The sequence below is a fragment of the Streptomyces pseudovenezuelae genome (assembly GCF_001513955.1).
In the GTDB taxonomy this organism is placed as follows: Bacteria; Actinomycetota; Actinomycetes; order Streptomycetales; family Streptomycetaceae; genus Streptomyces; species Streptomyces pseudovenezuelae.
This window is the reverse complement of sequence record NZ_KQ948148.1, coordinates 556,877-575,890: the sequence shown is the minus strand read 5'-3', so window position 1 is coordinate 575,890 and position 19,014 is coordinate 556,877. Positions and strand designations below refer to the sequence as shown.

Sequence of the window (19,014 nt, the reverse complement as noted above, 5' to 3'; positions counted from 1 at the left end):
CCCTCGGGGCGTCAGGTAGCGTCGGCCTCATGAATTTCGGTGCTGGTGTGCCCACGGTCCAGGTCACGGATCTCAAGGACGACGATTTCCTGCTGGACGTCCGTGAGGTCGACGAGTGGCAGGCGGGTCACGCCCAAGGTGCGCTGCACATCCCCATCAGTGAGTTCGTGGCCCGCTACGGCGAGCTGACCGAGGCCGCCCCGCAGGACGGCCGGGTCCACGTGATCTGCCGGTCCGGCGGTCGCTCGGCGCAGGTCACGATGTACCTGGCCCAGCAGGGCATCGACGCCGCGAACGTGGACGGCGGGATGCAGCTGTGGGCCGAGGCGGGCCGCCCCGTGGTGACGGACGACGGCCGGCCGGGCTTCGTGCTCTAGCCCCTCCGTAGCCCTCCTGATCGTGGCTTGCTGATCGGTCCCTCCTGATCGGTCCCTCCGCAGGGCGGGCGCCTGGTGGCGAATGCCGGGTGCGGGGCTGGCGCGCCTGGTGCGGGATGCCTGACGCGGCCGCCTGGTTCGGCCTGGTCGGGGACACCCGACCCCGACGCCGCCCCTTTCGCTCATGTCCCGGCCCCCGCGGATCCCGCAACGGGCCGGCGGGATCCTGGAGGTCGACGTGCCGACAGCTCGGTGATCGAGGGCGGCGGCGGTTCGGTGTCAGCCCAGGGGATGCGCCGCCAGCAGATCCCCCAACGCCTCCTCGTGTGCCGCCGCCGGACCGAGCGACAGCTCCAGATGCTTGGCCCAGGCGTGGTACCGGTGCAGGGGGTAGTCGACATCGGCGCCGAACCCGCCGTGCAGGTGCTGTGCCGTCTGCACCACCCTCCGCACCCCCTCGGAGGCCCAGATCTTCGCCACGGCGACATCTCCCGCGACCGGCAGCGCTCCCCGCGCTCCCGAGGCGATCCGCCACGCGGCCTGCCACAGCGTGACCTCCATCGCGCGCAGGTCGATGTAACGGTCGGCGGCCTGCACGGCGACGGCCTGGAAGGTCGCGATCGGGAACCCGAACTGCTCCCGCTCGCTGGTGTATTCGCTGCTCATCCGCAGCACCCGCTCGCCCAGCCCGAGCGCCAGCGCACAGGTCCCGGTGGTCAGCAGATCCCGCAGCCACTCCCACGCGCCCTCGACGTCGATCACGTCCCGCGCGGCGATCCGCACCGAGTCGAGACGCAGCTCGCCCAGCCGCTCCCCACTGGTGGAGAACTGCTCGCCGAGTGCGACCCCGTCATGAACCCGGGGCACCAGTGCGAGGACGGTTCGGCCCGTGGCCGTGTGCGCCGGGACGACGACGAAGTCCGCGTCGTGGGCCCACGGCACCGCCGTCTGTACTCCGTCCAGGATCCAGTCGGCGTCCTCCCCCTCCTCCTGTCGTGCGGTGACGGCGAGTTCGGCGGGATCATGCCCCGTGCGGCCGCTCGCGGCGACCGTCAGCACGACCTCCCCGCGCCCGGCCCGCTCCAGCAACTCCCCCCTCGACTCCGGCCCGCCGTACGCCTGTACGGCCGCCATGGCCGCACTGTTCTCCAGCAGCGGCACCCGAGCCAGCACCTTCGCCGACTCACGCAGCACCAGGCACAGCGCGACGGCGTCCAGGCCCGCCCCGCCGTACTCCGGAGCCGCCAGCAGACTCAGCAGATCCGCGTCGGCGAGCCTTGCCCACAGCGCGCGGTCGAACTCGTCGGCCACGGCACCCGTGGTCAGTGCCGGAGAGGGCACCGCGTCCGGCGCGACATCGGCGAACACCCCCCGGGCCGCCTCGGCCGCCGCCTGCTGCTCCTCGCTGAAGGTGAAGTCCACGGTCCCTGTCCTTCCGACGGGTCGGCAGATCGGTCAGCTGATCTGACGGTCCGTCAAGATAGAACAGGTTCTAGAAGAAGGGAACGGGCTCCAGGGTTCCGCCGGAATGTACTCCCTACCGATCGTTCGGTTCATGCGATTCGATCGTCTGCCGGGCGCCGTAAGGTGTCAACCGCTGTGGAAAACCCAGGGGGCGGCCTGTGGAAAACCGGGGCGGGAGTGAGAACGGCCACGGTGGGGCCGGTCCACAGGGGCTGTGCGGGGCGGTCCGGCCTGAGTACCGTGCCGGTGCGAGCCACCGCGGCGAGGCGGGTGCGGGCGCCGGCCACCGGGCGCCGCCGTCTGCGGCCGGGCGGCGGTGGACGGACCGGAATCGGGAACGGGGCGGAATGGACGCGTACGACGGAGGCTCGAACGCCCGGCGAGGACCGGGCGCCGCGAGCGAGCCGGGCGATGCCCCTGAGCCGGAGCTGCCGCAGGAGACGGACGGGCTTCACGGGGCCGACGGTCCGCGGACGCCGGGTGAGCCGGAAGCGGCCGTCGAGCCGCGGGCGAAGGTTCCCGCGCAGGACCGTGTGCCCGCCGAGGTGCGGTCGGCCCCGCGCGATCCGTACGCCGAGCCCGCCCACCCCCGCCCCTCCGAGCCGACGGACCCCCGCCCCTCCGCGACACGTCCGGCCGCCCCCTCGCCGGACGCCTCCCCCCACCGAACCACCGACCCCGAGCCCCGTACCGGCGTGGCCGCCCTCTCCCTCCGCTACCAGACCGGGGTGGCCCTGGCGCTCGCCGTCGTGGCGATCGCCGTCTGTGTGCACATCGGGATGGTGTTCCTGCACGTCGCCCCCTCGAACACGGTGACCAAGCGGCACGGCGGCGCGGTCGACGACTGGGTCTATCCGGAGTTCGAGCAGAACTGGAAGCTCTTCGCGCCGAACCCCCTCCAGCAGGACATCGCGGTGCAGGTCCGGGCCCGGATACGGAGCGCCGACGGCGGCAGCCGTACGACGGGCTGGTACGACCTGTCCGCCCAGGACGGCCGGGCCATCGACGGCAATCTGCTGCCCAGCCACACCCGGCAGAACGAGCTGCGCCGCTCCTGGGACCTCTTCGTCGCCACCCACGACGCCGACAACCGCCCGGTCGGCCTGCGCGGCACCCTGTCCGGGACGTATCTCCGCCACATCGTGGTGCTGCGTCTGGAGCGCGACCACGTGACCGCGCGGGGCGGCGTCCTCGTGAGCGTCCAGGTCCGCTCCAGGACCTCCAACGTGCCCCCGCCGAAGTGGAGCGAGGAGAAGGTCTCGGTGCAGCCGGTCTACCGCGAGCTGCCCTGGTGGGCCGTGACGGCGGACGACAGCCAGGGGAGCGCCCGGTGAACCGATTCGCCCTGGCGGTGTCCACCGGCATCGCCCGCGTCACCGAGGCCGCCCTCGGCCCCTACCAGGCCGCGATGGTCCGGATCGGTTTCAGCGCGACCTGGCTGCTGTTCCTGCTGCGCGAGTTCCCGCACCGCCAGGAACTGTACGGCCCGGACGGTCCGTGGAACTGGAACCTCGCCGAGCAGCTGATCTCGCTCAACGGCGCGTTCACGGCCCTGATGTGGTCGGACGGACAGTTCTGGTTCGAGACGGTCTATGTGCTCGCCGTCCTGTCGAGCGTCCTGCTGCTGCTCGGCTGGCGCACCCGGACGATGTCCGTGGTCTTCATGGTCGGCGTGCTCTCGCTCCAGAACCGCAGCATCTTCATGGGTGACGGCGGCGACAACGTCCTGCATCTGATGTGCATCTACCTGGTCTTCACGCGCTGCGGCCAGGTCTGGTCGCTGGACGAGCGGCGGGCCCGGCGCACGCGGGAGGCACGCGCGCGTGGAGAGCACGTCGTGGACCGCGTCGGGCCGGCCCTGTGGGGCGTCCTCGGGCTCGTGCTGGTGTCCGCGGCCTTCCTGGACAGGCTGAGCGGCGACTGGGTCGTCCCGGCGATCCTGTGGGGCCTGTGGCTGGCGCAGGCCCTGTGGTGGGTGGTCGGACGGTTCACCCGGTCCGGGCAGTCGCGGATCATGCTCGACGTCGTCGCCAACATCGTCCACAACGGCGCCCTGCTCGTGATCATGGCCGAGGCCTGCCTGATCTATGCGACGGCGGGCTGGTACAAGATCCAGGGCACCCGTTGGCAGGACGGCACCGCCGTCTACTACCCCCTCCACCTGGAGTCCTTCTCGCCCTGGCCCGCCCTCGCCGACCTGCTGTCGGCCAACGGCGTGATGGTGATGCTGGTGACCTACGGCACGGTCGCCGTGCAGGTCGCCTTCCCGTTCACGCTGTTCAACCGGCGCGTCAAGAACGTCCTCCTGGCGGCGATGATCACCGAGCACGCGGTGATCGCGGTCGTCCTCGGCCTGCCGTTCTTCTCGCTGGCCATGATCGCCGCCGACTCGGTGTTCCTGCCGACCTCGTTCCTTCGCCGGCTCGGCGACGGGGCCGCACGCGCGCGTGGCCGGCTGTGGGCGCGCCTGGCGGGCGGGGGCGGCCCGGGAGCGGGGCCGCTCGGACGGAGGAGCTCGAAGGGACGACCCGCCCCTGAGGGACACCGGGCTCCCGGTCGGCCGGGCCCGCCGACGGACCCGGGATCCGCGGGGCCCCCGCGCCCGGCCCACCGTCCCGGCGACAACCCCGGCGACCCCGAGAACCCCGGTCACCGGCACGTAGGCTTCCCCGCATGACCGGTCCCGATCCTGTGAGCCTGTGGCACCGGCTCGCCGACACCTGCGTGCTGCTCGACGGCTTCCACGCCCTCAAGCACGCCGTGCGCTTCGGCGCCGAGGTCCCGGTGGCGGTCGCCGTCGACCGGGGCGCCGCGCTCGCCCTGGCCGAGGAGCTGGCGCCGGACGTACGGGACACCCTGGACGCGCTGCTGACCCAGATCCCGGAGCCCGCGTACGCCTCCCTCGTGCCGCGCCCGCATCCCACGGCGGTCGCGGCCCTGGCCGTACGGCCGTCCCGGGCGGCCCACCTCGAGAAGCTGGCGCACACCCCGCGCACCGCCCCCGTGGTGGTCCTCGACAACCCGCGCAACCTCGGCAACGCGGGGGCGGTGATCCGGCTGGCCGCGGGCTTCGGGGCGACCGGTGTGGTCACCACGGGCACGCTCGACCCCTGGCACCCGACCGTCGTGCGCGGTGGGGCGGGCCTGCACTTCGCGACCGCGGTGGAGCGTCTGACGGTCGCCGAGCTGCCGCCCGGGCCGGTCTTCGCCCTGGACCCGGAGGGCGACGACATCCGGGGCGTGAAGCTCCCGGACGACGCCGTCCTCGCCTTCGGCTCGGAGCGCAGCGGGCTGTCGCCCGAACTGCGCGCGCGGGCCGGTCATCTGGTGGCGCTGCCGATGCGCCCCCAGGTCTCCAGCTACAACCTGGCGACCAGCGTGGCGATGACCCTGTACCACTGGAGCCTCGGCGGCTCCTAGGGCCTGTGCCGCGGATCATGGCGCGGCCGCGGCCGCAGTCGCAGGCTCAGGCGCGGGGTCCGGCACGCCGGCCTGCCGCGTTGTCGTCGGCTGCCGACGCCCCGCGCTGCCGGCCCCTCCGCCGCGCACCTCGACGCGCCGGCCCCCGCGCACCGGAGCACAGAAGCGCGCGGACCCCCGGATCCGGCCGGCCCCGCCGGACAGGCCTAGGCCTCCCGGCGCACCTCGACCACTCGGAAGCGGTTGGCGACGAACGCCCCGTCGCACAGCGCGGAGTTGGCCGCCGGGTTGCCGCCCGAGCCGTGGAAGTCGGAGAACGCGGCCGTCTGGTTGACGTACACCCCGCCGACGAGGTTCAGCGACAACTGCGCGGCCTCCTCCAGACAGACCTCCTGGACGGCCTGCTCGAACTCCTCGTCGGTGGTGTACGCGCCGACCGTCATCGCGCCCTTCTCGCGGATCGTGCGCCGCAGCAGCTCCACCGCGTCGGCCGCCGAGTCGACCGCGACGGCGAAGGAGACGGGCCCGAAGCACTCGCTCATGTAGGCGGCCTCGGCGTCCGGCTTGGCCCCGTCCAGCTTCACCACGACCGGCGTGCGCACGACCGCGCCCGGGAACTCCGGGTTGGCGATCTCCCGCGAGGCCAGGGCGACTTCGCCGAGACCGCCCGCGGCTTCGAGGCGTGCCTTGACGTCCGGGTTGACGATCGCGCCCAGCAGGGCGTTCGCGCGGGCGTCGTCGCCGAGGAGGCCGTCGACCGAGCGGGCGAGGTCGGAGACCACCTCGTCGAAGGTCTTGGGCCCCTCGTCGGTGCGGATGCCGTCCCGGGGGATCAGCAGGTTCTGCGGGGTGGTGCACATCTGGCCGCTGTACAGGGACAGCGAGAAGGCCAGGTTGGAGAGCATCCCCTTGTAGTCGCCGGCCGACTCCACGAGCACCGTGTTGACGCCGGCCTTCTCCGTGTAGACCTGCGCCTGGCGGGCGTTGGCCTCCAGCCAGTCGCCGAACTCCGTCGAGCCGGTGTAGTCGATGATCCGGATCTCGGGGCGCGTGGCCAGGGTCTTCGCGATCCCCTCGCCGGGGCGCTCGGCGGCGAGGGCCATCAGGTTCGGGTCGAAGCCGGCCTCGCCCAGGACGTCCCGCGCCACCTGGACCGTGAGCGCGAGCGGCAGCACCGCGCGCGGGTGCGGCTTCACCAGGACCGCGTTGCCGGTGGCCAGGGAGGCGAACAGGCCCGGGTAGCCGTTCCACGTCGGGAAGGTGTTGCAGCCGATGACCAGGCCGATCCCGCGCGGGACCGGTGTGAACTGCTTGGTGAGCGCGAGCGGGTCGCGCTTGCCCTGCGGCTTGGTCCACTCCGCGGTGTCGGGGGTGCGGACCTGCTCCACGTACGCGTACGCCACCGCTTCCAGGCCGCGGTCCTGCGCGTGCGGGCCGCCCGCCTGGAACGCCATCATGAAGGCCTGGCCGCTGGTGTGCATGACGGCGTGCGCGAACTCGTGGGTCCGGTCGCTGATCCGCTTGAGGATCTCCAGGCACACCACCGCGCGGATCTCGGCGCCCGCGTCCCGCCAGGCCTTCTGGCCCGCCTTCATCGCGGGCAGCAGCACGTCCAGGTCCGCGTGCGGGTACTCGACGCCCAGCTCGATGCCGTACGGCGAGATCTCGCCGCCCACGAAGCCGTCCGTGCCCGGCTGGCCGAGGTCGAGGCGGGTGCCCAGCAGGGCGTCGAAGGCGGCCTTGCCCGCCGCCATGTCGAGGCTGCCGTGCTCGCCGTAGGCCTTGGGGTGCTCCGGGTGCGGGGACCAGTACGCGCGGGTGCGGATCGCTTCGAGCGCCTGGTCGAGGGTGGGCCGGTGCGCGGCGATCAGCTGGTGGGCGGTCAGTTCGGCGGCCATGCGGGACCAACTCCTCGTCTGTCGAACTCTTCGTCGAGCTCATGACCTGGGCAGAAATGGGGGCAGGAACGGCCGGTCAGGGATAGAGTAACCGAACGATCGGTCGGGACAAGGGGGTCCGCCGCATCTGTGGAAAACCCCGTGCGGGAGGATCGCGCACATGACAGGACTCGACCTCAGCAGCCCCGTGGCCGTCGTCGGCGCCGGCACCATGGGCCAGGGCATCGCCCAGGTCGCGCTGGTCGCCGGGCATCTTGTGCGGCTCCACGACGCCGTCCCCGGCCGCGCCCGGGAGGCGGCCGACGCGATCGGGGCCCGCCTCGACCGGCTCGTCGAGAAGGACCGGCTGACCGCCGCCGACCGGGACGCCGCGCTCGCCCGTCTCGTGGCCGCAGAGCAGCTCACCGACCTCGCGGACTGCACCCTGGTCGTCGAGGCCGTCCTGGAGCGGCTGGACGTCAAGCAGCAGCTCTTCCGGGAGCTGGAGGACGTCGTGGGCGAGGACTGCCTGCTCGCCACCAACACCTCCTCCCTGTCGGTGACGGCCGTCGCCGGCGCCCTGCGCCACCCGGGCCGCTTCGTGGGCCTGCACTTCTTCAACCCCGCGCCCTTGCTGCCGCTGGTCGAGGTCGTCTCCGGGTTCGCCACCGAGGTCTCGTCGGCCACGCGCGCGTACGAGACGGCGCGCGCGTGGGGCAAGACGCCGGTCGCCTGCGCCGACACCCCCGGCTTCATCGTCAACCGCATCGCGCGGCCCTTCTACGCCGAGGCGTTCGCGGTCCACGAGACCCAGGGCGCCGAGCCCGCCACCATCGACGCGGTCCTGCGCGAGTGCGGCGGCTTCAAGATGGGCGCGTTCGAACTGACCGACCTGATCGGACAGGACGTCAACGAGTCCGTGACGCACTCCGTGTGGCGCGCCTTCTTCCAGGACGTGCGCTTCACGCCCTCGCTGGCCCAGCAGCGCCTGGTCGAGTCGGGCCGGCTCGGCCGCAAGAGCGGGCGGGGCTGGTACGACTACACGGACGGCGCCGAGCGCGACGATCCGCACACCGCGGAGCCGGCCCAGGCGCCCGCGTACGTCGTCGCCGAGGGTGATCTGGGCCCCGCGTCCGAACTGCTCGCGCTGATCCGCGAGGCGGGCATCCAGGTCCGCGAGGACGAGGAGGACCACGGCAGCCGTCTGGTCCTGCCGAGCGGCGGCCAGCTCGCGCTCGCCGACGGGCAGACGTCGGTGGAGTTCCGGGACGTCGTCTACTTCGACCTCGCGCTCGACTACCGCAAGGCCACGCGCATCGCGCTGTCCGCCTCCCAGGACACCTCGCAGCAGACCCTCGCCGAGGCCACCGGGCTCTTCCAGGCGCTCGGCAAGGACGTCAGCGTCATCGGGGACGTACCCGGCATGATCGTCGCCCGTACCGTCGCCCGGATCGTCGATCTGGCGCACGACGCCGTCGCCAAGGGCGTGGCCACCCGCGAGGACATCGACACCGCCATGCGGCTCGGGGTGAACTACCCGCTGGGCCCCTTCGAGTGGAGCCGCAGGCTCGGCCGCAACTGGGCCTACGCCCTCCTCGACGACCTGCACCTGCGCGACCCGTCCGGCCGGTACGCGCCCTCGCTGGCGCTGTACCGGCACGCGTACGCCTCCGACAAGCGGGAGGGCAGCACCTCATGACGACCGCCAAGCGCGACACGTACACGCCGGAGACGCTGCTGTCCGTCGCCGTCCAGGTCTTCAACGAACGCGGCTACGACGGCACCTCCATGGAGCACCTGTCCAAGGCGGCGGGCATCTCCAAGTCGTCGATCTACCACCATGTGTCCGGCAAGGAGGAGCTCCTGCGCCGGGCCGTCAGCCGGGCCCTGGACGGTCTCTTCGGCATCCTCGACGAGGAGCACGCGCGCGTGGGTCGCGCCTCCGGCCGCCTGGAGTACGTCGTGCGGCGCATGGTCGAGGTGCTGATCGCCGAACTCCCCTACGTCACCCTGCTGCTGCGGGTGCGCGGCAACACGGACACCGAGCGGTGGGCCCTGGAGCGCCGCCGCGACTTCGACCACCGGGTCGCCGAACTCCTGAAGGCGGCGGCCGCGGACGGCGACGTGCGCGGTGACGTGGAGGTGCGCCTCGCGACCCGCCTGGTCTTCGGCATGATCAACTCCATCGTGGAGTGGTACCGCCCGGACGGCCGGGGCATGAACGAACGCGAAGTGGCCGACGCCGTGGCCCAGTTGATCTTCGGTGGACTGCGCAGGGCGTCCTGAGTCAGCCCTGCGGCTCCAGGTCCTCCTCCTCGAAGACCAGCAGGGTGCGGGTGCTGAGGACCTCCGGGATCGCCTGGAGGCGGGTGAGGACCAGTTCGCGCAGGGATCTGTTGTCAGGGGTGTGGACGAGCAGCAGTACGTCGAAATCCCCGCCGACCAGCGCGATGTGGGACGCCCCCGGCAGCTGTCTGAGCTGTTCGCGGACCGTGCGCCAGGAGTTCTGGACGATCTTCAGGGTGATGTACGCCGAGGTGCCCTGACCCGCGCGCTCGTGGTTGACGCGGGCGCCGAAGCCGCGGATGACGCCGTCCTCGACGAGGCGGTTGATCCGCGCGTAGGCGTTGGCGCGGGAGACGTGCACCCGTTCGGCGACCGACCGTATCGACGCGCGGCCGTCCGCCTGGAGCATCTGGAGGATGTCCTGATCGATGGCGTCGAGCGGACGCGGGGGCGGAAGAGGGGCGCCACCCTCCGCGCCTTCGGCCATTTGTTCAGGTGCCATGTCCCCCCGCCTCCCTACCATGGACGTACTGCGTCCATCTCAGGCTGTGGAGAACCGTTTGTCCACAGCCTGAGGGGGCCTGTAGCCAAAATGTGCCGACGACCGAACAATCGGTAGGTGAGGCGCCTCACATCCGTGGTGCGCCACCAGCCGCTCCCACGAGGAGGTGCCGTCATGACGGTCATGGAGCAGCGTGGCGCGTATCGGCCATCGCCGCCGCCCGCCTGGCAGCCCCGCACGGACCCCGCGCCCCTGCTGCCCGACGCGCAGCCCCATCGCGTCCTCGGCACCGAGGCGGCCGCGCAGGCCGACCCGGCCCTGCTGCTCCGGCTCCACGCCGAGCTGGTGCGCGGCCGCCGGTACAACACCCAGGCCACCGCCCTCACCAAGCAGGGCCGCCTCGCCGTCTACCCCTCCAGCACCGGCCAAGAGGCCTGCGAGGTCGCCGCCGCGCTGGCCCTCCAGGACCGCGACTGGCTCTTCCCCAGCTACCGCGACACCCTCGCCGCCGTCGCCCGGGGTCTCGACCCCGTCCAGGCGCTGACCCTCCTGCGCGGTGACTGGCACACCGGCTACGACCCGCGCGAGCACCGCGTCGCCCCCCTGTGCACCCCGCTCGCCACCCAGCTCCCGCACGCCGTCGGCCTCGCGCACGCCGCCCGCCTCAAGGGCGACGACGTGGTCGCGCTCGCCATGGTCGGCGACGGCGGCACCAGCGAGGGCGACTTCCACGAGGCGCTGAACTTCGCCGCCGTCTGGCAGGCCCCGGTCGTCTTCCTGGTCCAGAACAACGGCTTCGCGATCTCCGTCCCGCTCGCCAAGCAGACCGCGGCCCCCTCGCTGGCCCACAAGGCCGTCGGCTACGGCATGCCCGGGCGCCTGGTCGACGGCAACGACGCGGCCGCCGTGCACGAGGTCCTCACCGCCGCCGTACAGCGTGCGCGCGAAGGCGGCGGACCCACCCTGGTGGAGGCGATCACCTACCGCGTGGACGCCCACACCAACGCGGACGATGCGACCCGCTACCGCGGTGACGCCGAGGTCGAGACCTGGCGCGGGCACGACCCGATCGCCCTCCTGGAGCACGAACTGACCGAGCGCGGCCTGATCGACGAGGCCGGCATCGAGGCCGTGCGCCAGGACGCCGAGGAGTTCGCCGCCGGGCTGCGCGCGCGCATGAACCAGGACCCGGTCCTGGACCCCATGGACCTGTTCGCCCATGTCTACGCCGAGCCCACCCCGCAACTGCGCGAGCAGCAGGCCCAGTTGCGTGCCGAGCTCGAAGCCGAGGACGACTCCCACGGGGGTGCGCACCGATGATCACCGTCGCCCTCAAGCCGGCCACCATGGCGCAGGCCCTCACACGGGCGCTGCGCGACGCGATGGCGGCCGACCCCACCGTGCACGTCATGGGTGAGGACGTCGGCACCCTCGGCGGTGTCTTCCGGGTCACCGACGGGCTGGCCAAGGAGTTCGGCGAGGACCGCTGCACCGACACCCCCCTCGCCGAGGCGGGCATCCTCGGCACGGCCGTCGGCATGGCCATGTACGGGCTGCGGCCGGTCGTGGAGATGCAGTTCGACGCCTTCGCGTACCCGGCGTTCGAGCAGCTGATCAGCCATGTGGCGAAGATGCGCAACCGCACGCGCGGGGCGATGCCGCTCCCGATCACCATCCGGGTGCCCTACGGCGGCGGCATCGGCGGGGTCGAGCACCACAGCGACGCCTCCGAGGCCTACTACATGGCGACCCCGGGGCTGCACGTCGTGACACCGGCGACCGTCGCCGACGCCTACGGACTGCTGCGCGCCGCCATCGCCTCCGACGACCCGGTCGTCGTCCTGGAGCCCAAGCGGCTGTACTGGTCGAAGGACTCCTGGAACCCGGACGACCCGCAGACCGTTGAACCGGTGGGCCGCGCGGTGGTGCGGCGCTCCGGCCGGAGCGCCACACTCATCACGTACGGGCCGTCCGTACCCGTGTGCCTCGAAGCCGCCGAGGCCGCGCGGGAGGAGGGCTGGGACCTCGAAGTCGTCGACCTGCGCTCCCTGGTGCCGTTCGACGACGAGACGGTCTCGGCCTCGGTACGGCGGACCGGGCGAGCGGTCGTCGTGCACGAGTCGGGCGGGTTCGGCGGACCGGGCGGGGAGATCGCGGCCCGGGTCACGGAGCGCTGCTTCCACCATCTGGAGGCGCCGGTGCTGCGCGTGGCCGGGTTCGACATCCCCTATCCGCCGCCGATGCTGGAGCGTCACCACCTGCCCGGCGTGGACCGGATCCTGGACGCCGTCGGGCGTCTGCAGTGGGAGGCGGAGAGCTGATGGCGCAGGTGCTGGAGTTCAGGCTGCCGGATCTCGGCGAGGGCCTGACCGAGGCGGAGATCGTCCGCTGGCTGGTGGAGGTCGGCGACGTCGTCGCGGTCGACCAGCCGGTCGTCGAGGTCGAGACGGCCAAGGCGATGGTGGACGTCCCCTGCCCCTACGCCGGTGTCGTCACGGCCCGCTTCGGGGAGGAGGGCAGTGAGCTCCCGGTGGGGTCACCGCTCATCACAGTCGCGGTGGGGGCGCCCGCGTCCGACCCCGACTCCGACGCCGGGACCGAGGGCTCGGGAAACGTCCTTGTCGGGTACGGCACCACGGAGGCCCCCGCGCGCAGGCGCAGGGTGCGGCGCGAGCAGCAGGTTCCCGTCCCGGTGAACGGCCGGTCGGCGGCTCCCGAGGTGGTCGAGGGGCCCGTCCCCGTGATCTCCCCGCTGGTCCGCCGCCTCGCCCGCGAGAACGGCCTCGACCTCAGGGAGCTCACCGGATCCGGCCCCGACGGACTGATCCTCAGGGCCGACGTCGAGTACGCCCTGCGGGCCGCCGCCTCACCCGGGCGCCCGGCACCGGCCCTCGCCCCGGAAACCACGGTGGCGTCCCCGGCAACCGCGTCGCCCACCCCCGCAGGAACCCGTGTCCCGCTCAAGGGCGTCCGGGGCGCGGTCGCCGACAAGCTGTCCCGCAGCCGGAGCGAGATCCCCGACGCCACCTGCTGGGTGGACGCCGACGCGACGGAACTCATGCGCGCGCGGGCCGCGATGAACGGGGCGGGGGGCCCCAAGATCTCCCTGCTCGCGCTGCTCGCCCGGATCTGCACCGCGGCCCTCGCCCGCTTCCCCGAGCTCAACTCCACCGTGGACACGGCGGCCAGGGAGATCGTGCGACTGGACGCCGTGCACCTGGGGTTCGCCGCGCAGACCGAACGCGGACTGGTCGTGCCGGTCGTGAAGGACGCGCACGCGTGGGACGCCGAGTCGCTGTCCGCGGAGTTCGCCCGGCTGACCGAGGCGGCCCGCACCGGCACCCTCACCCCGGCGGAACTCACGGGCGGCACCTTCACGTTGAACAACTACGGCGTGTTCGGTGTCGACGGCTCCACGCCGATCATCAACCACCCCGAGGCGGCCATGCTCGGCGTCGGCCGCATCATCCCCAAGCCGTGGGTGCACGAGGGCGAGCTGGCGGTGCGTCAGGTCGTCCAGCTCTCGCTCACCTTCGACCACCGGGTGTGCGACGGCGGCACCGCGGGCGGCTTCCTGCGGTATGTGGCGGACTGCGTGGAACAGCCGGCGGTCCTGCTGCGAACCCTGTGACCCGGGCACCCGCCACCACGATCGCGCGCCGCCGCCCGGGCGGCGTGCGATCCCGGTGCCGCCGCACGTTCCCTGTGATCGCGGCGGCACGCATACTCGGGGGGTGACCTCGTACCAGCCCTCGCGCGATCCGGACGCCGGTCCTGGGTACGACGTGGTCGTGCTCGCCGGGGGTGCCGCCCGGCGGCTCGGCGGCGCCGACAAGCCCGGCGTGCGGGTGGGCGGCCGCGCCCTGCTCGACCGTGTCCTCGCGGCCTGCGCCGACGCGGGCACCACCGTGGTCGTCGCCGACCCCCGCCCCACCGCCCGGCCGGTGACCTGGGCCCGCGAGGACCCGCCCGGCGGCGGCCCGCTGGCCGCCCTGGACGCCGGCCTGCGGCACACCACGGCCCGGTACGTCCTGGTGCTCTCGGCCGACCTGCCCTTTCTCCGGGAGAGCACCGCACGACAGCTGCTGACCGTCCTGCGCACGGGCGGCGCCGACGGTGTGCTGCTCACCGACGCCGACGGCCGTGACCAGCCGCTGGTGGCCGCGTACCGGGCGCCCTCGTTGCGCACGGAACTCGCCGCGCTCACGAAGGAGCACGGCGCCCTCACCGGCCTTCCGCTGCGCCGGCTGACCGCCGCGCTCGATCTCACCCGCGTCCCCGACCCCGTCGCGTCCTTCGACTGCGACACCTGGGACGACATCGCCACCGCCAGGGCACGCATCAGGGAGCATGGGCACGTGTTGGATGAATGGATTTCCGCAGTCAAGGACGAGCTGGGCATCGATCTCGACGTCGACACCGGCGTGCTGCTCGACCTCGCCCGTGACGCCGCGCACGGCGTGGCCAGGCCCGCGGCACCGCTGACCACCTTCCTCGTCGGCTACGCGGCCGCACAGGCGGGCGGCGGCCCCGAGGCCGTCGCCGAGGCCTCCCGCAAGGCCGCCGCCCTCGCCCTGCGCTGGGCCGACGAGGCCGACAAGGCCGGTGAGGAGACCGCCGGCGCGCCCGGCGGGACCTCGGACACCCGCCCGGACGCCGGATGACCGCCCGGTCCGTGCGCACCGGCGGCCCCGCCGGCCCCGCCGAAGACGCCGACGATCTCGACGTCGAGGAGGCGCTGGCCCTGGTGAGAGAAGACAACGACACCGCGCACCGGGGTCATCGCCCTCCCGGGCCGCCGCCCCAGGGCTCCGGCCCGGCGGCCCGGCCGGAAGCCAACCACCGGGCGACACCCTGGCCCGAGGCGCGCGCCACCGCCGCCCGGGCCGCCCGCGCGGTCACCCGCGGCGCCCGTCGCGCCCCCGTCTCGGTACGGCTCGACGACGCCCTCGGTCTCACCCTGGCCGCCCCCCTCGACGCCCTCACCGATCTCCCCTCCTTCGACACCTCGGCCATGGACGGCTGGGTGGTCGCGGGTCCCGGCCCCTGGGCCGTGCGGGACGAGGGTGTGCTGGCCGGGCACGCCGAGTCCGCGCCCCTCACCGACGGCGAGGCGGCCCGGATCGCCACCGGCGCGCGCGTCCCCCCGGACACCACCGCCGTGCTGCGCAGCGAGCACGGACGGACCGACGAGAAGGGCCGGCTGCACGCCACCCGGGACGTCGTGCCCGGCCAGGACATCCGCCCTCGCGGCCAGGAGTGCCGCAGCGGCGACCAGCTCCTGCCGCCCGGCACCCTCGTCACCCCGGCCGTCCTCGGTCTCGCCGCGGCCGCCGGATACGACACCCTCACCGCCGTCCCCCGCCCCCGGGTCGAAGTCCTCGTCCTCGGCGACGAGTTGCTCACCGAGGGGACTCCTCGCGACGGCCTGATCCGGGACGCGCTCGGGCCGATGCTCCCGCCCTGGCTGCGCGCGCTCGGCGCCGAGGTCACCGCCGTACGCCGGCTCGGTGACGCGGCCGAGGCGCTGCGCAAGGCGATCACCGCATCGCAGGCCGACGTGATCGTCACGACCGGCGGCACCGCGGCCGGACCTGTCGACCACGTCCACCCCGTCCTCGACCGTATCGGCGCCGAACTCCTGGTCGACGGCGTCAAGGTGCGTCCCGGCCACCCCATGCTGCTGGCCCGCACCAAGGAGAACCAGCACCTCGTCGGCCTGCCGGGCAACCCCCTGGCCGCCGTCTCCGGCCTGCTCACGCTCGCCGAACCGCTGCTGCGCACCCTGGCCGCCCGTCCGGCCCCGGAGCCGTACACCCTGCCGCTGAGGGACGAGGCCCACGGTCACCCGTACGACACCCGGCTGGTCCCGGTCGTCCTGCGCGGTGACAGCGCGGTCCCGCTGCACTACAACGGCCCGGCCATGCTGCGGGGCATCGCGGCCGCCGACGCCCTCGCCGTCGTACCGCCCGGGGGCGCCCGGCCGGGGCAGGAGGCCGAACTGCTCGATCTGCCCTGGGCGTCCGCCGGGATCGGGGTGTGTTTCACGTGAAACTTCCGGGCCATGACGCGATCGCCCGCCAGGCGGACGAGCATCTCGTGACCCACAAGGTGAAGCTCCCGCGCAAGATCGTGGAGCACCCCTTCCGTCAGGTCGCCAAGCGGGTGCTGATAGCGCTGCTGGTCCTCGCGGCGACCGCGCTGATCGTCTACGCCGACCATGACGGCTACAACGACAACTCCGACCAGTCCGTCGACTTCCTCGACGCCTGGTACTACGCGACCGTCACCCTCTCCACCACCGGGTACGGCGACATCACCCCGGTCAGCGATGCCGCCCGGCTCACCAACATCTTCGTCATCACGCCCCTGCGCGTGCTGTTCCTGATCATCCTGGTCGGCACCACGCTCGAGGTCCTCACCGAGCGCACCCGCGAGGAGTGGCGACTCAACCGCTGGAGGTCCACCTTGCGCGACCACACCGTCGTCGTCGGCTTCGGAACCAAGGGCCGTTCGGCGATCCAGACCGTGTGCGCGACGGGTCTGAAGAAGGAGCAGGTCGTCGTGGTCGACCCCAGCAGCAAGGTGATCGACGCCGCGACGGCCGAGGGATACGCGGGGGTCATCGGGGACGCCACCCGCAGCGAGGTGCTGAAGCGGGCCGAGGTGCACCGGGCGCGGAAGATCATCATCGCGACCCAGCGCGACGACACCGCGGTCCTGGTGACGCTGACGGCCCGGCAGCTCAACAAGGCCGCGAAGATCGTGGCCGCGGTGCGCGAGGAGGAGAACGCCCCGCTGCTCAAGCAGTCGGGGGCCGACGCGGTCATCACCAGCGCCAGCGCGGCCGGCCGGCTGCTCGGTCTGTCGGTGCTCAGCCCCGCGGCCGGCATGGTGATGGAGGACCTCATCCAGCAGGGCAGCGGACTCGACATCGTCGAACGGCCGGTCATAAAGGCCGAGGTGGGCAGGAAGCCACGGGAGACGGACGACCTGGTGGTGAGCGTGCTGCGCGGGCACCGGGTGCTCGGGTACGACGATCCGGCCATCGGGACGCTGGCGCTGACGGACCGGCTGATCACGATCGTGCGGGCGACGCCGGGCACCCAGGTGGCACCCGACGCCCGCCCGCTTCCGCAGGACTGAGGGCCGCTCCGGTCACTTGCGGTTGTACAGCCGCATGGTCACCGGCCCGAAGACCGCGACGAACAGCGCCGCCCACCCCAGCGACCACGCGATCTCGTCGGCGGGCCAGTCGCCCGCCATCAACCCGCGCACGGCCGAGGACAGATGGGTGATCGGGCTGTTGTTGACGAAGGCCTGGAGCCAGCCCGGCATGGTCCGCGGGTCGACGAAGACGTTGGACAGGAAGGTCAGCGGGAAGATCACCATCATGCTGACGCCCATCACCGACTTCTCGGTCCGCAGCAGCAGCCCGAACATCGTCCAGATCCACGAGAACGCGAACGAGAAGACGACCAGCAGCGCGATCCCGGCGACCACACCGCCGACCCCGCCGTCCGGTCGGTAGCCCAGGATCACGCCGACGGTGAGCATCACGACGGAGGCGATCGTGTAGCGCAGGGCGTCGCCGAGCAGATAGCCGACCATCACCGCCGGCCGCCAGATGGGCAGCGAGCGGAAGCGGTCGAAGACGCCCTTCTCGATGTCGGTGTTGACCGAGACACCGGTGTACATCGTGATCATCACGACCGACATCACCAGGATGCCAGGCAGCAGGAACTGGATGTACTCCTCCGGGGACCCGGCCAGGGCGCCCCCGAACAGGTACGTGTACATCAGCACCATCATGATCGGGAACGCGGTGACGTCGAAGAGCTGCTCCGGCACGTGCTTGATCTTGAGGATGGCCCGCCAGCCGAAGGTCAGCGAGGCCGACAGCGCGCTCGGCCGCGGCGGCCGCTCCCTGGTGACCAGCAGCGCGGCCAGCGACTCGGCGCTGACGGGGGCGAGGTCCTGGGCTGCTTTGGACGGGGGCTGGGTCAGGGTGCTCATGCGGCCATCTCCTCGGTGTCGTCGGTGGGGTGTCCGGTGAGGGCGAGGAACACCTCGTCCAGGCTGGGCTGGCCGAGCGAGAAGTTGTCGACGGTGATGCCGGTGCGGGCCAGTTCGGCGAGGGCGCGGGAGGCCTGCTCGGCGGCCGTGTCACCGGCCGCCGTGGCGAGCCGGGCCGTCAGCGCGACCGAGTCGGGTTCCAGCTGCACCTGGGCGTCCAGGGCCTGCCGCAGGATCTCCGCCGCCTCGCCCCGACGGCCGCCGTCGCGCAGACGCAGATGTACGGTCCCGGCGCCCACGGAGGCCTTCAGCTCGCCCTTGGTGCCCTCGGCGATCACCCGGCCGTGGTCGATGACGGCGATCCGGGCGGCCAGCTGGTCGGCCTCGTCCAGATACTGCGTGGTCAGCAGCACGGTGGTGCCCTGGGCGACGACCGCGCGCACGATGTCCCAGACCTGGTTGCGGCTGCGCGGATCGAGGCCGGTGGTGGGCTCGTCGAGGAAGAGCAGCTCGGGGGTGTTGAGGATGGACGCGGCGATGTCGATACGGCGCCGCATGCCGCCGGAGTAGTGCTTGACCTGCTTTCCGGCCGCCTCCGAGAGACCGAAGGCCTCCAGGAGCTGTCCGGCCCGCTCGCGTGCGGCCTTCTTGTGGTGGCCGAGGAGACGGCCCAGCAGGACCAGGTTCTCGGCGCCGGTGAGGTCCTCGTCGACGGAGGCGTACTGGCCGGTGAGACTGACCCGGCCGCGGACCTCGTCGGCCTCGCGGACGACGTCGTGGCCGAAGACGTGGGCCTCGCCGCCGTCGGGCCGCAGGAGGGTGGCGAGCATCTTCACGGTGGTGGTCTTACCGGCGCCGTTCGGGCCGAGGACGCCGTAGACCGTGCCGGCCGGCACCGCGAGGTCGACCCCGTCCACCGCCCTGGTCTCGCCGAACGTCTTGACCAGGCCCGCCGTCTCGATGGCCAGGGCTGACGTGTCTTGGCTCATGGTGGGTGTCCTTCCGCGTGCTTGGGCTACGCATGGGGAGACCTTTACCGTCGCGCAAACTCATCGGTGGCGCCCGGGGCTTT

17 protein-coding genes are annotated in these 19,014 nt (G+C 72.6%); 12 read left to right on the top strand and 5 right to left on the bottom strand.

Annotation, left to right across the window (positions count from 1 at the left end):
- The first annotated feature begins 47 nt into the window (after nucleotides 1-47).
- Nucleotides 48-377 (top strand): rhodanese-like domain-containing protein, encoded by a 330-nt coding sequence (locus AQI94_RS22975; RefSeq protein ID WP_031051313.1) that lies wholly within the window; start codon nucleotides 48-50, stop codon nucleotides 375-377.
- A 279-nt stretch (nucleotides 378-656) separates the two neighbouring features.
- Here the strand turns inward: AQI94_RS22975 and AQI94_RS22970 are convergent, their stop codons facing one another.
- Nucleotides 657-1,799: an acyl-CoA dehydrogenase family protein gene (locus AQI94_RS22970; protein WP_031051316.1), complete on the bottom strand. Its 1,143-nt coding sequence runs from the start codon at nucleotides 1,797-1,799 to the stop codon at nucleotides 657-659.
- A gap of 389 nt (nucleotides 1,800-2,188) precedes the next feature.
- Here AQI94_RS22970 and AQI94_RS22965 point away from each other — a divergent pair, with 389 nt between their 5' ends.
- The 3 genes from AQI94_RS22965 to AQI94_RS22955 are packed head-to-tail and all read left to right on the top strand — an operon-like array spanning nucleotide 2,189 to nucleotide 5,261.
- A complete protein-coding gene (locus tag AQI94_RS22965; protein WP_031051320.1) occupies nucleotides 2,189-3,175 on the top strand; it encodes a DUF5819 family protein in 987 nt (328 codons plus the stop codon).
- Nucleotides 3,172-4,518 carry an HTTM domain-containing protein gene (locus tag AQI94_RS22960; protein ID WP_062229908.1) on the top strand — a complete coding sequence of 449 codons (1,347 nt, stop codon included), beginning with the start codon at nucleotides 3,172-3,174 and terminating at the stop codon, nucleotides 4,516-4,518. The genes AQI94_RS22965 and AQI94_RS22960 overlap by 4 nt, the downstream gene beginning before the upstream one ends.
- On the top strand, nucleotides 4,515-5,261 hold the full coding sequence (locus tag AQI94_RS22955) for a TrmH family RNA methyltransferase (RefSeq protein WP_031054454.1): 747 nt from the start codon (nucleotides 4,515-4,517) through the stop codon (nucleotides 5,259-5,261). Before AQI94_RS22960 ends, AQI94_RS22955 begins: the two co-directional genes overlap by 4 nt.
- A 206-nt stretch (nucleotides 5,262-5,467) precedes the next feature.
- Here the strand turns inward: AQI94_RS22955 and paaN are convergent, their stop codons facing one another.
- A complete protein-coding gene (gene paaN / locus AQI94_RS22950) occupies nucleotides 5,468-7,159 on the bottom strand; it encodes a phenylacetic acid degradation protein PaaN (protein ID WP_031049951.1) in 1,692 nt (563 codons plus the stop codon).
- A gap of 160 nt (nucleotides 7,160-7,319) precedes the next feature.
- Between paaN and AQI94_RS22945 the strand changes: the two genes are divergently transcribed.
- Complete coding sequence (locus AQI94_RS22945; protein WP_031049953.1) at nucleotides 7,320-8,837, top strand: 3-hydroxyacyl-CoA dehydrogenase; 1,518 nt, start codon at nucleotides 7,320-7,322, stop codon at nucleotides 8,835-8,837.
- Complete coding sequence (locus AQI94_RS22940; protein ID WP_031049958.1) at nucleotides 8,834-9,424, top strand: TetR/AcrR family transcriptional regulator; 591 nt, start codon at nucleotides 8,834-8,836, stop codon at nucleotides 9,422-9,424. Before AQI94_RS22945 ends, AQI94_RS22940 begins: the two co-directional genes overlap by 4 nt.
- Before the next feature lies 1 nt (nucleotide 9,425).
- Here the strand turns inward: AQI94_RS22940 and AQI94_RS22935 are convergent, their stop codons facing one another.
- On the bottom strand, nucleotides 9,426-9,911 hold the full coding sequence (locus tag AQI94_RS22935) for an Lrp/AsnC family transcriptional regulator (RefSeq protein WP_031049960.1): 486 nt from the start codon (nucleotides 9,909-9,911) through the stop codon (nucleotides 9,426-9,428).
- Nucleotides 9,912-10,100: 189 nt separating this feature from the next.
- Here AQI94_RS22935 and pdhA point away from each other — a divergent pair, with 189 nt between their 5' ends.
- From pdhA to AQI94_RS22905, 6 genes are all read left to right on the top strand, one after another.
- A complete protein-coding gene (gene pdhA, locus AQI94_RS22930; protein WP_031049963.1) occupies nucleotides 10,101-11,246 on the top strand; it encodes a pyruvate dehydrogenase (acetyl-transferring) E1 component subunit alpha in 1,146 nt (381 codons plus the stop codon).
- Complete coding sequence (locus AQI94_RS22925) at nucleotides 11,243-12,247, top strand: alpha-ketoacid dehydrogenase subunit beta (protein WP_031049964.1); 1,005 nt, start codon at nucleotides 11,243-11,245, stop codon at nucleotides 12,245-12,247. Before pdhA ends, AQI94_RS22925 begins: the two co-directional genes overlap by 4 nt.
- On the top strand, nucleotides 12,247-13,557 hold the full coding sequence (locus tag AQI94_RS22920) for a dihydrolipoamide acetyltransferase family protein (RefSeq protein WP_031049966.1): 1,311 nt from the start codon (nucleotides 12,247-12,249) through the stop codon (nucleotides 13,555-13,557). The genes AQI94_RS22925 and AQI94_RS22920 overlap by 1 nt, the downstream gene beginning before the upstream one ends.
- A gap of 103 nt (nucleotides 13,558-13,660) precedes the next feature.
- The gene (locus AQI94_RS22915) at nucleotides 13,661-14,590 is read left to right on the top strand and encodes an NTP transferase domain-containing protein (protein ID WP_062229907.1); all 930 of its coding nucleotides are present in this window, start codon (nucleotides 13,661-13,663) and stop codon (nucleotides 14,588-14,590) included.
- The gene (locus AQI94_RS22910) at nucleotides 14,587-15,978 is read left to right on the top strand and encodes a molybdopterin molybdotransferase MoeA (protein WP_062229906.1); all 1,392 of its coding nucleotides are present in this window, start codon (nucleotides 14,587-14,589) and stop codon (nucleotides 15,976-15,978) included. The genes AQI94_RS22915 and AQI94_RS22910 overlap by 4 nt, the downstream gene beginning before the upstream one ends.
- Entirely contained in the window at nucleotides 15,975-17,072 is a 1,098-nt protein-coding gene (locus tag AQI94_RS22905) for a potassium channel family protein (protein WP_031052005.1), read from the top strand. Before AQI94_RS22910 ends, AQI94_RS22905 begins: the two co-directional genes overlap by 4 nt.
- 12 nt (nucleotides 17,073-17,084) lie before the next feature.
- On the opposite strand, the gene AQI94_RS22900 is transcribed toward AQI94_RS22905, so the two are convergent.
- Both AQI94_RS22900 and AQI94_RS22895 read right to left on the bottom strand, forming a co-directional pair.
- Complete coding sequence (locus tag AQI94_RS22900; protein ID WP_031052002.1) at nucleotides 17,085-17,942, bottom strand: ABC transporter permease; 858 nt, start codon at nucleotides 17,940-17,942, stop codon at nucleotides 17,085-17,087.
- A complete protein-coding gene (locus AQI94_RS22895) occupies nucleotides 17,939-18,931 on the bottom strand; it encodes an ATP-binding cassette domain-containing protein (RefSeq protein ID WP_031051998.1) in 993 nt (330 codons plus the stop codon). Before AQI94_RS22895 ends, AQI94_RS22900 begins: the two co-directional genes overlap by 4 nt.
- Nucleotides 18,932-19,014 lie beyond the last annotated feature (83 nt).

What these genes read in the sequence shown, in the direction of transcription:
- AQI94_RS22965 (WP_031051320.1), top strand. Translation starts at nt 2,189, where the DNA reads ATGGACGCGTACGACGGAGGCTCGAACGCCCGGCGAGGACCGGGCGCC.
- AQI94_RS22955 (WP_031054454.1), top strand. Translation starts at nt 4,515, where the DNA reads ATGACCGGTCCCGATCCTGTGAGCCTGTGGCACCGGCTCGCCGACACC.
- paaN (WP_031049951.1), bottom strand. Translation starts at nt 7,159, where the DNA reads ATGGCCGCCGAACTGACCGCCCACCAGCTGATCGCCGCGCACCGGCCC.
- AQI94_RS22945 (WP_031049953.1), top strand. Translation starts at nt 7,320, where the DNA reads ATGACAGGACTCGACCTCAGCAGCCCCGTGGCCGTCGTCGGCGCCGGC.
- AQI94_RS22940 (WP_031049958.1), top strand. Translation starts at nt 8,834, where the DNA reads ATGACGACCGCCAAGCGCGACACGTACACGCCGGAGACGCTGCTGTCC.
- AQI94_RS22935 (WP_031049960.1), bottom strand. Translation starts at nt 9,911, where the DNA reads ATGGCCGAAGGCGCGGAGGGTGGCGCCCCTCTTCCGCCCCCGCGTCCG.
- pdhA (WP_031049963.1), top strand. Translation starts at nt 10,101, where the DNA reads ATGACGGTCATGGAGCAGCGTGGCGCGTATCGGCCATCGCCGCCGCCC.
- AQI94_RS22925 (WP_031049964.1), top strand. Translation starts at nt 11,243, where the DNA reads ATGATCACCGTCGCCCTCAAGCCGGCCACCATGGCGCAGGCCCTCACA.
- AQI94_RS22920 (WP_031049966.1), top strand. Translation starts at nt 12,247, where the DNA reads ATGGCGCAGGTGCTGGAGTTCAGGCTGCCGGATCTCGGCGAGGGCCTG.
- AQI94_RS22910 (WP_062229906.1), top strand. Translation starts at nt 14,587, where the DNA reads ATGACCGCCCGGTCCGTGCGCACCGGCGGCCCCGCCGGCCCCGCCGAA.
- AQI94_RS22900 (WP_031052002.1), bottom strand. Translation starts at nt 17,942, where the DNA reads ATGAGCACCCTGACCCAGCCCCCGTCCAAAGCAGCCCAGGACCTCGCC.
- AQI94_RS22895 (WP_031051998.1), bottom strand. Translation starts at nt 18,931, where the DNA reads ATGAGCCAAGACACGTCAGCCCTGGCCATCGAGACGGCGGGCCTGGTC.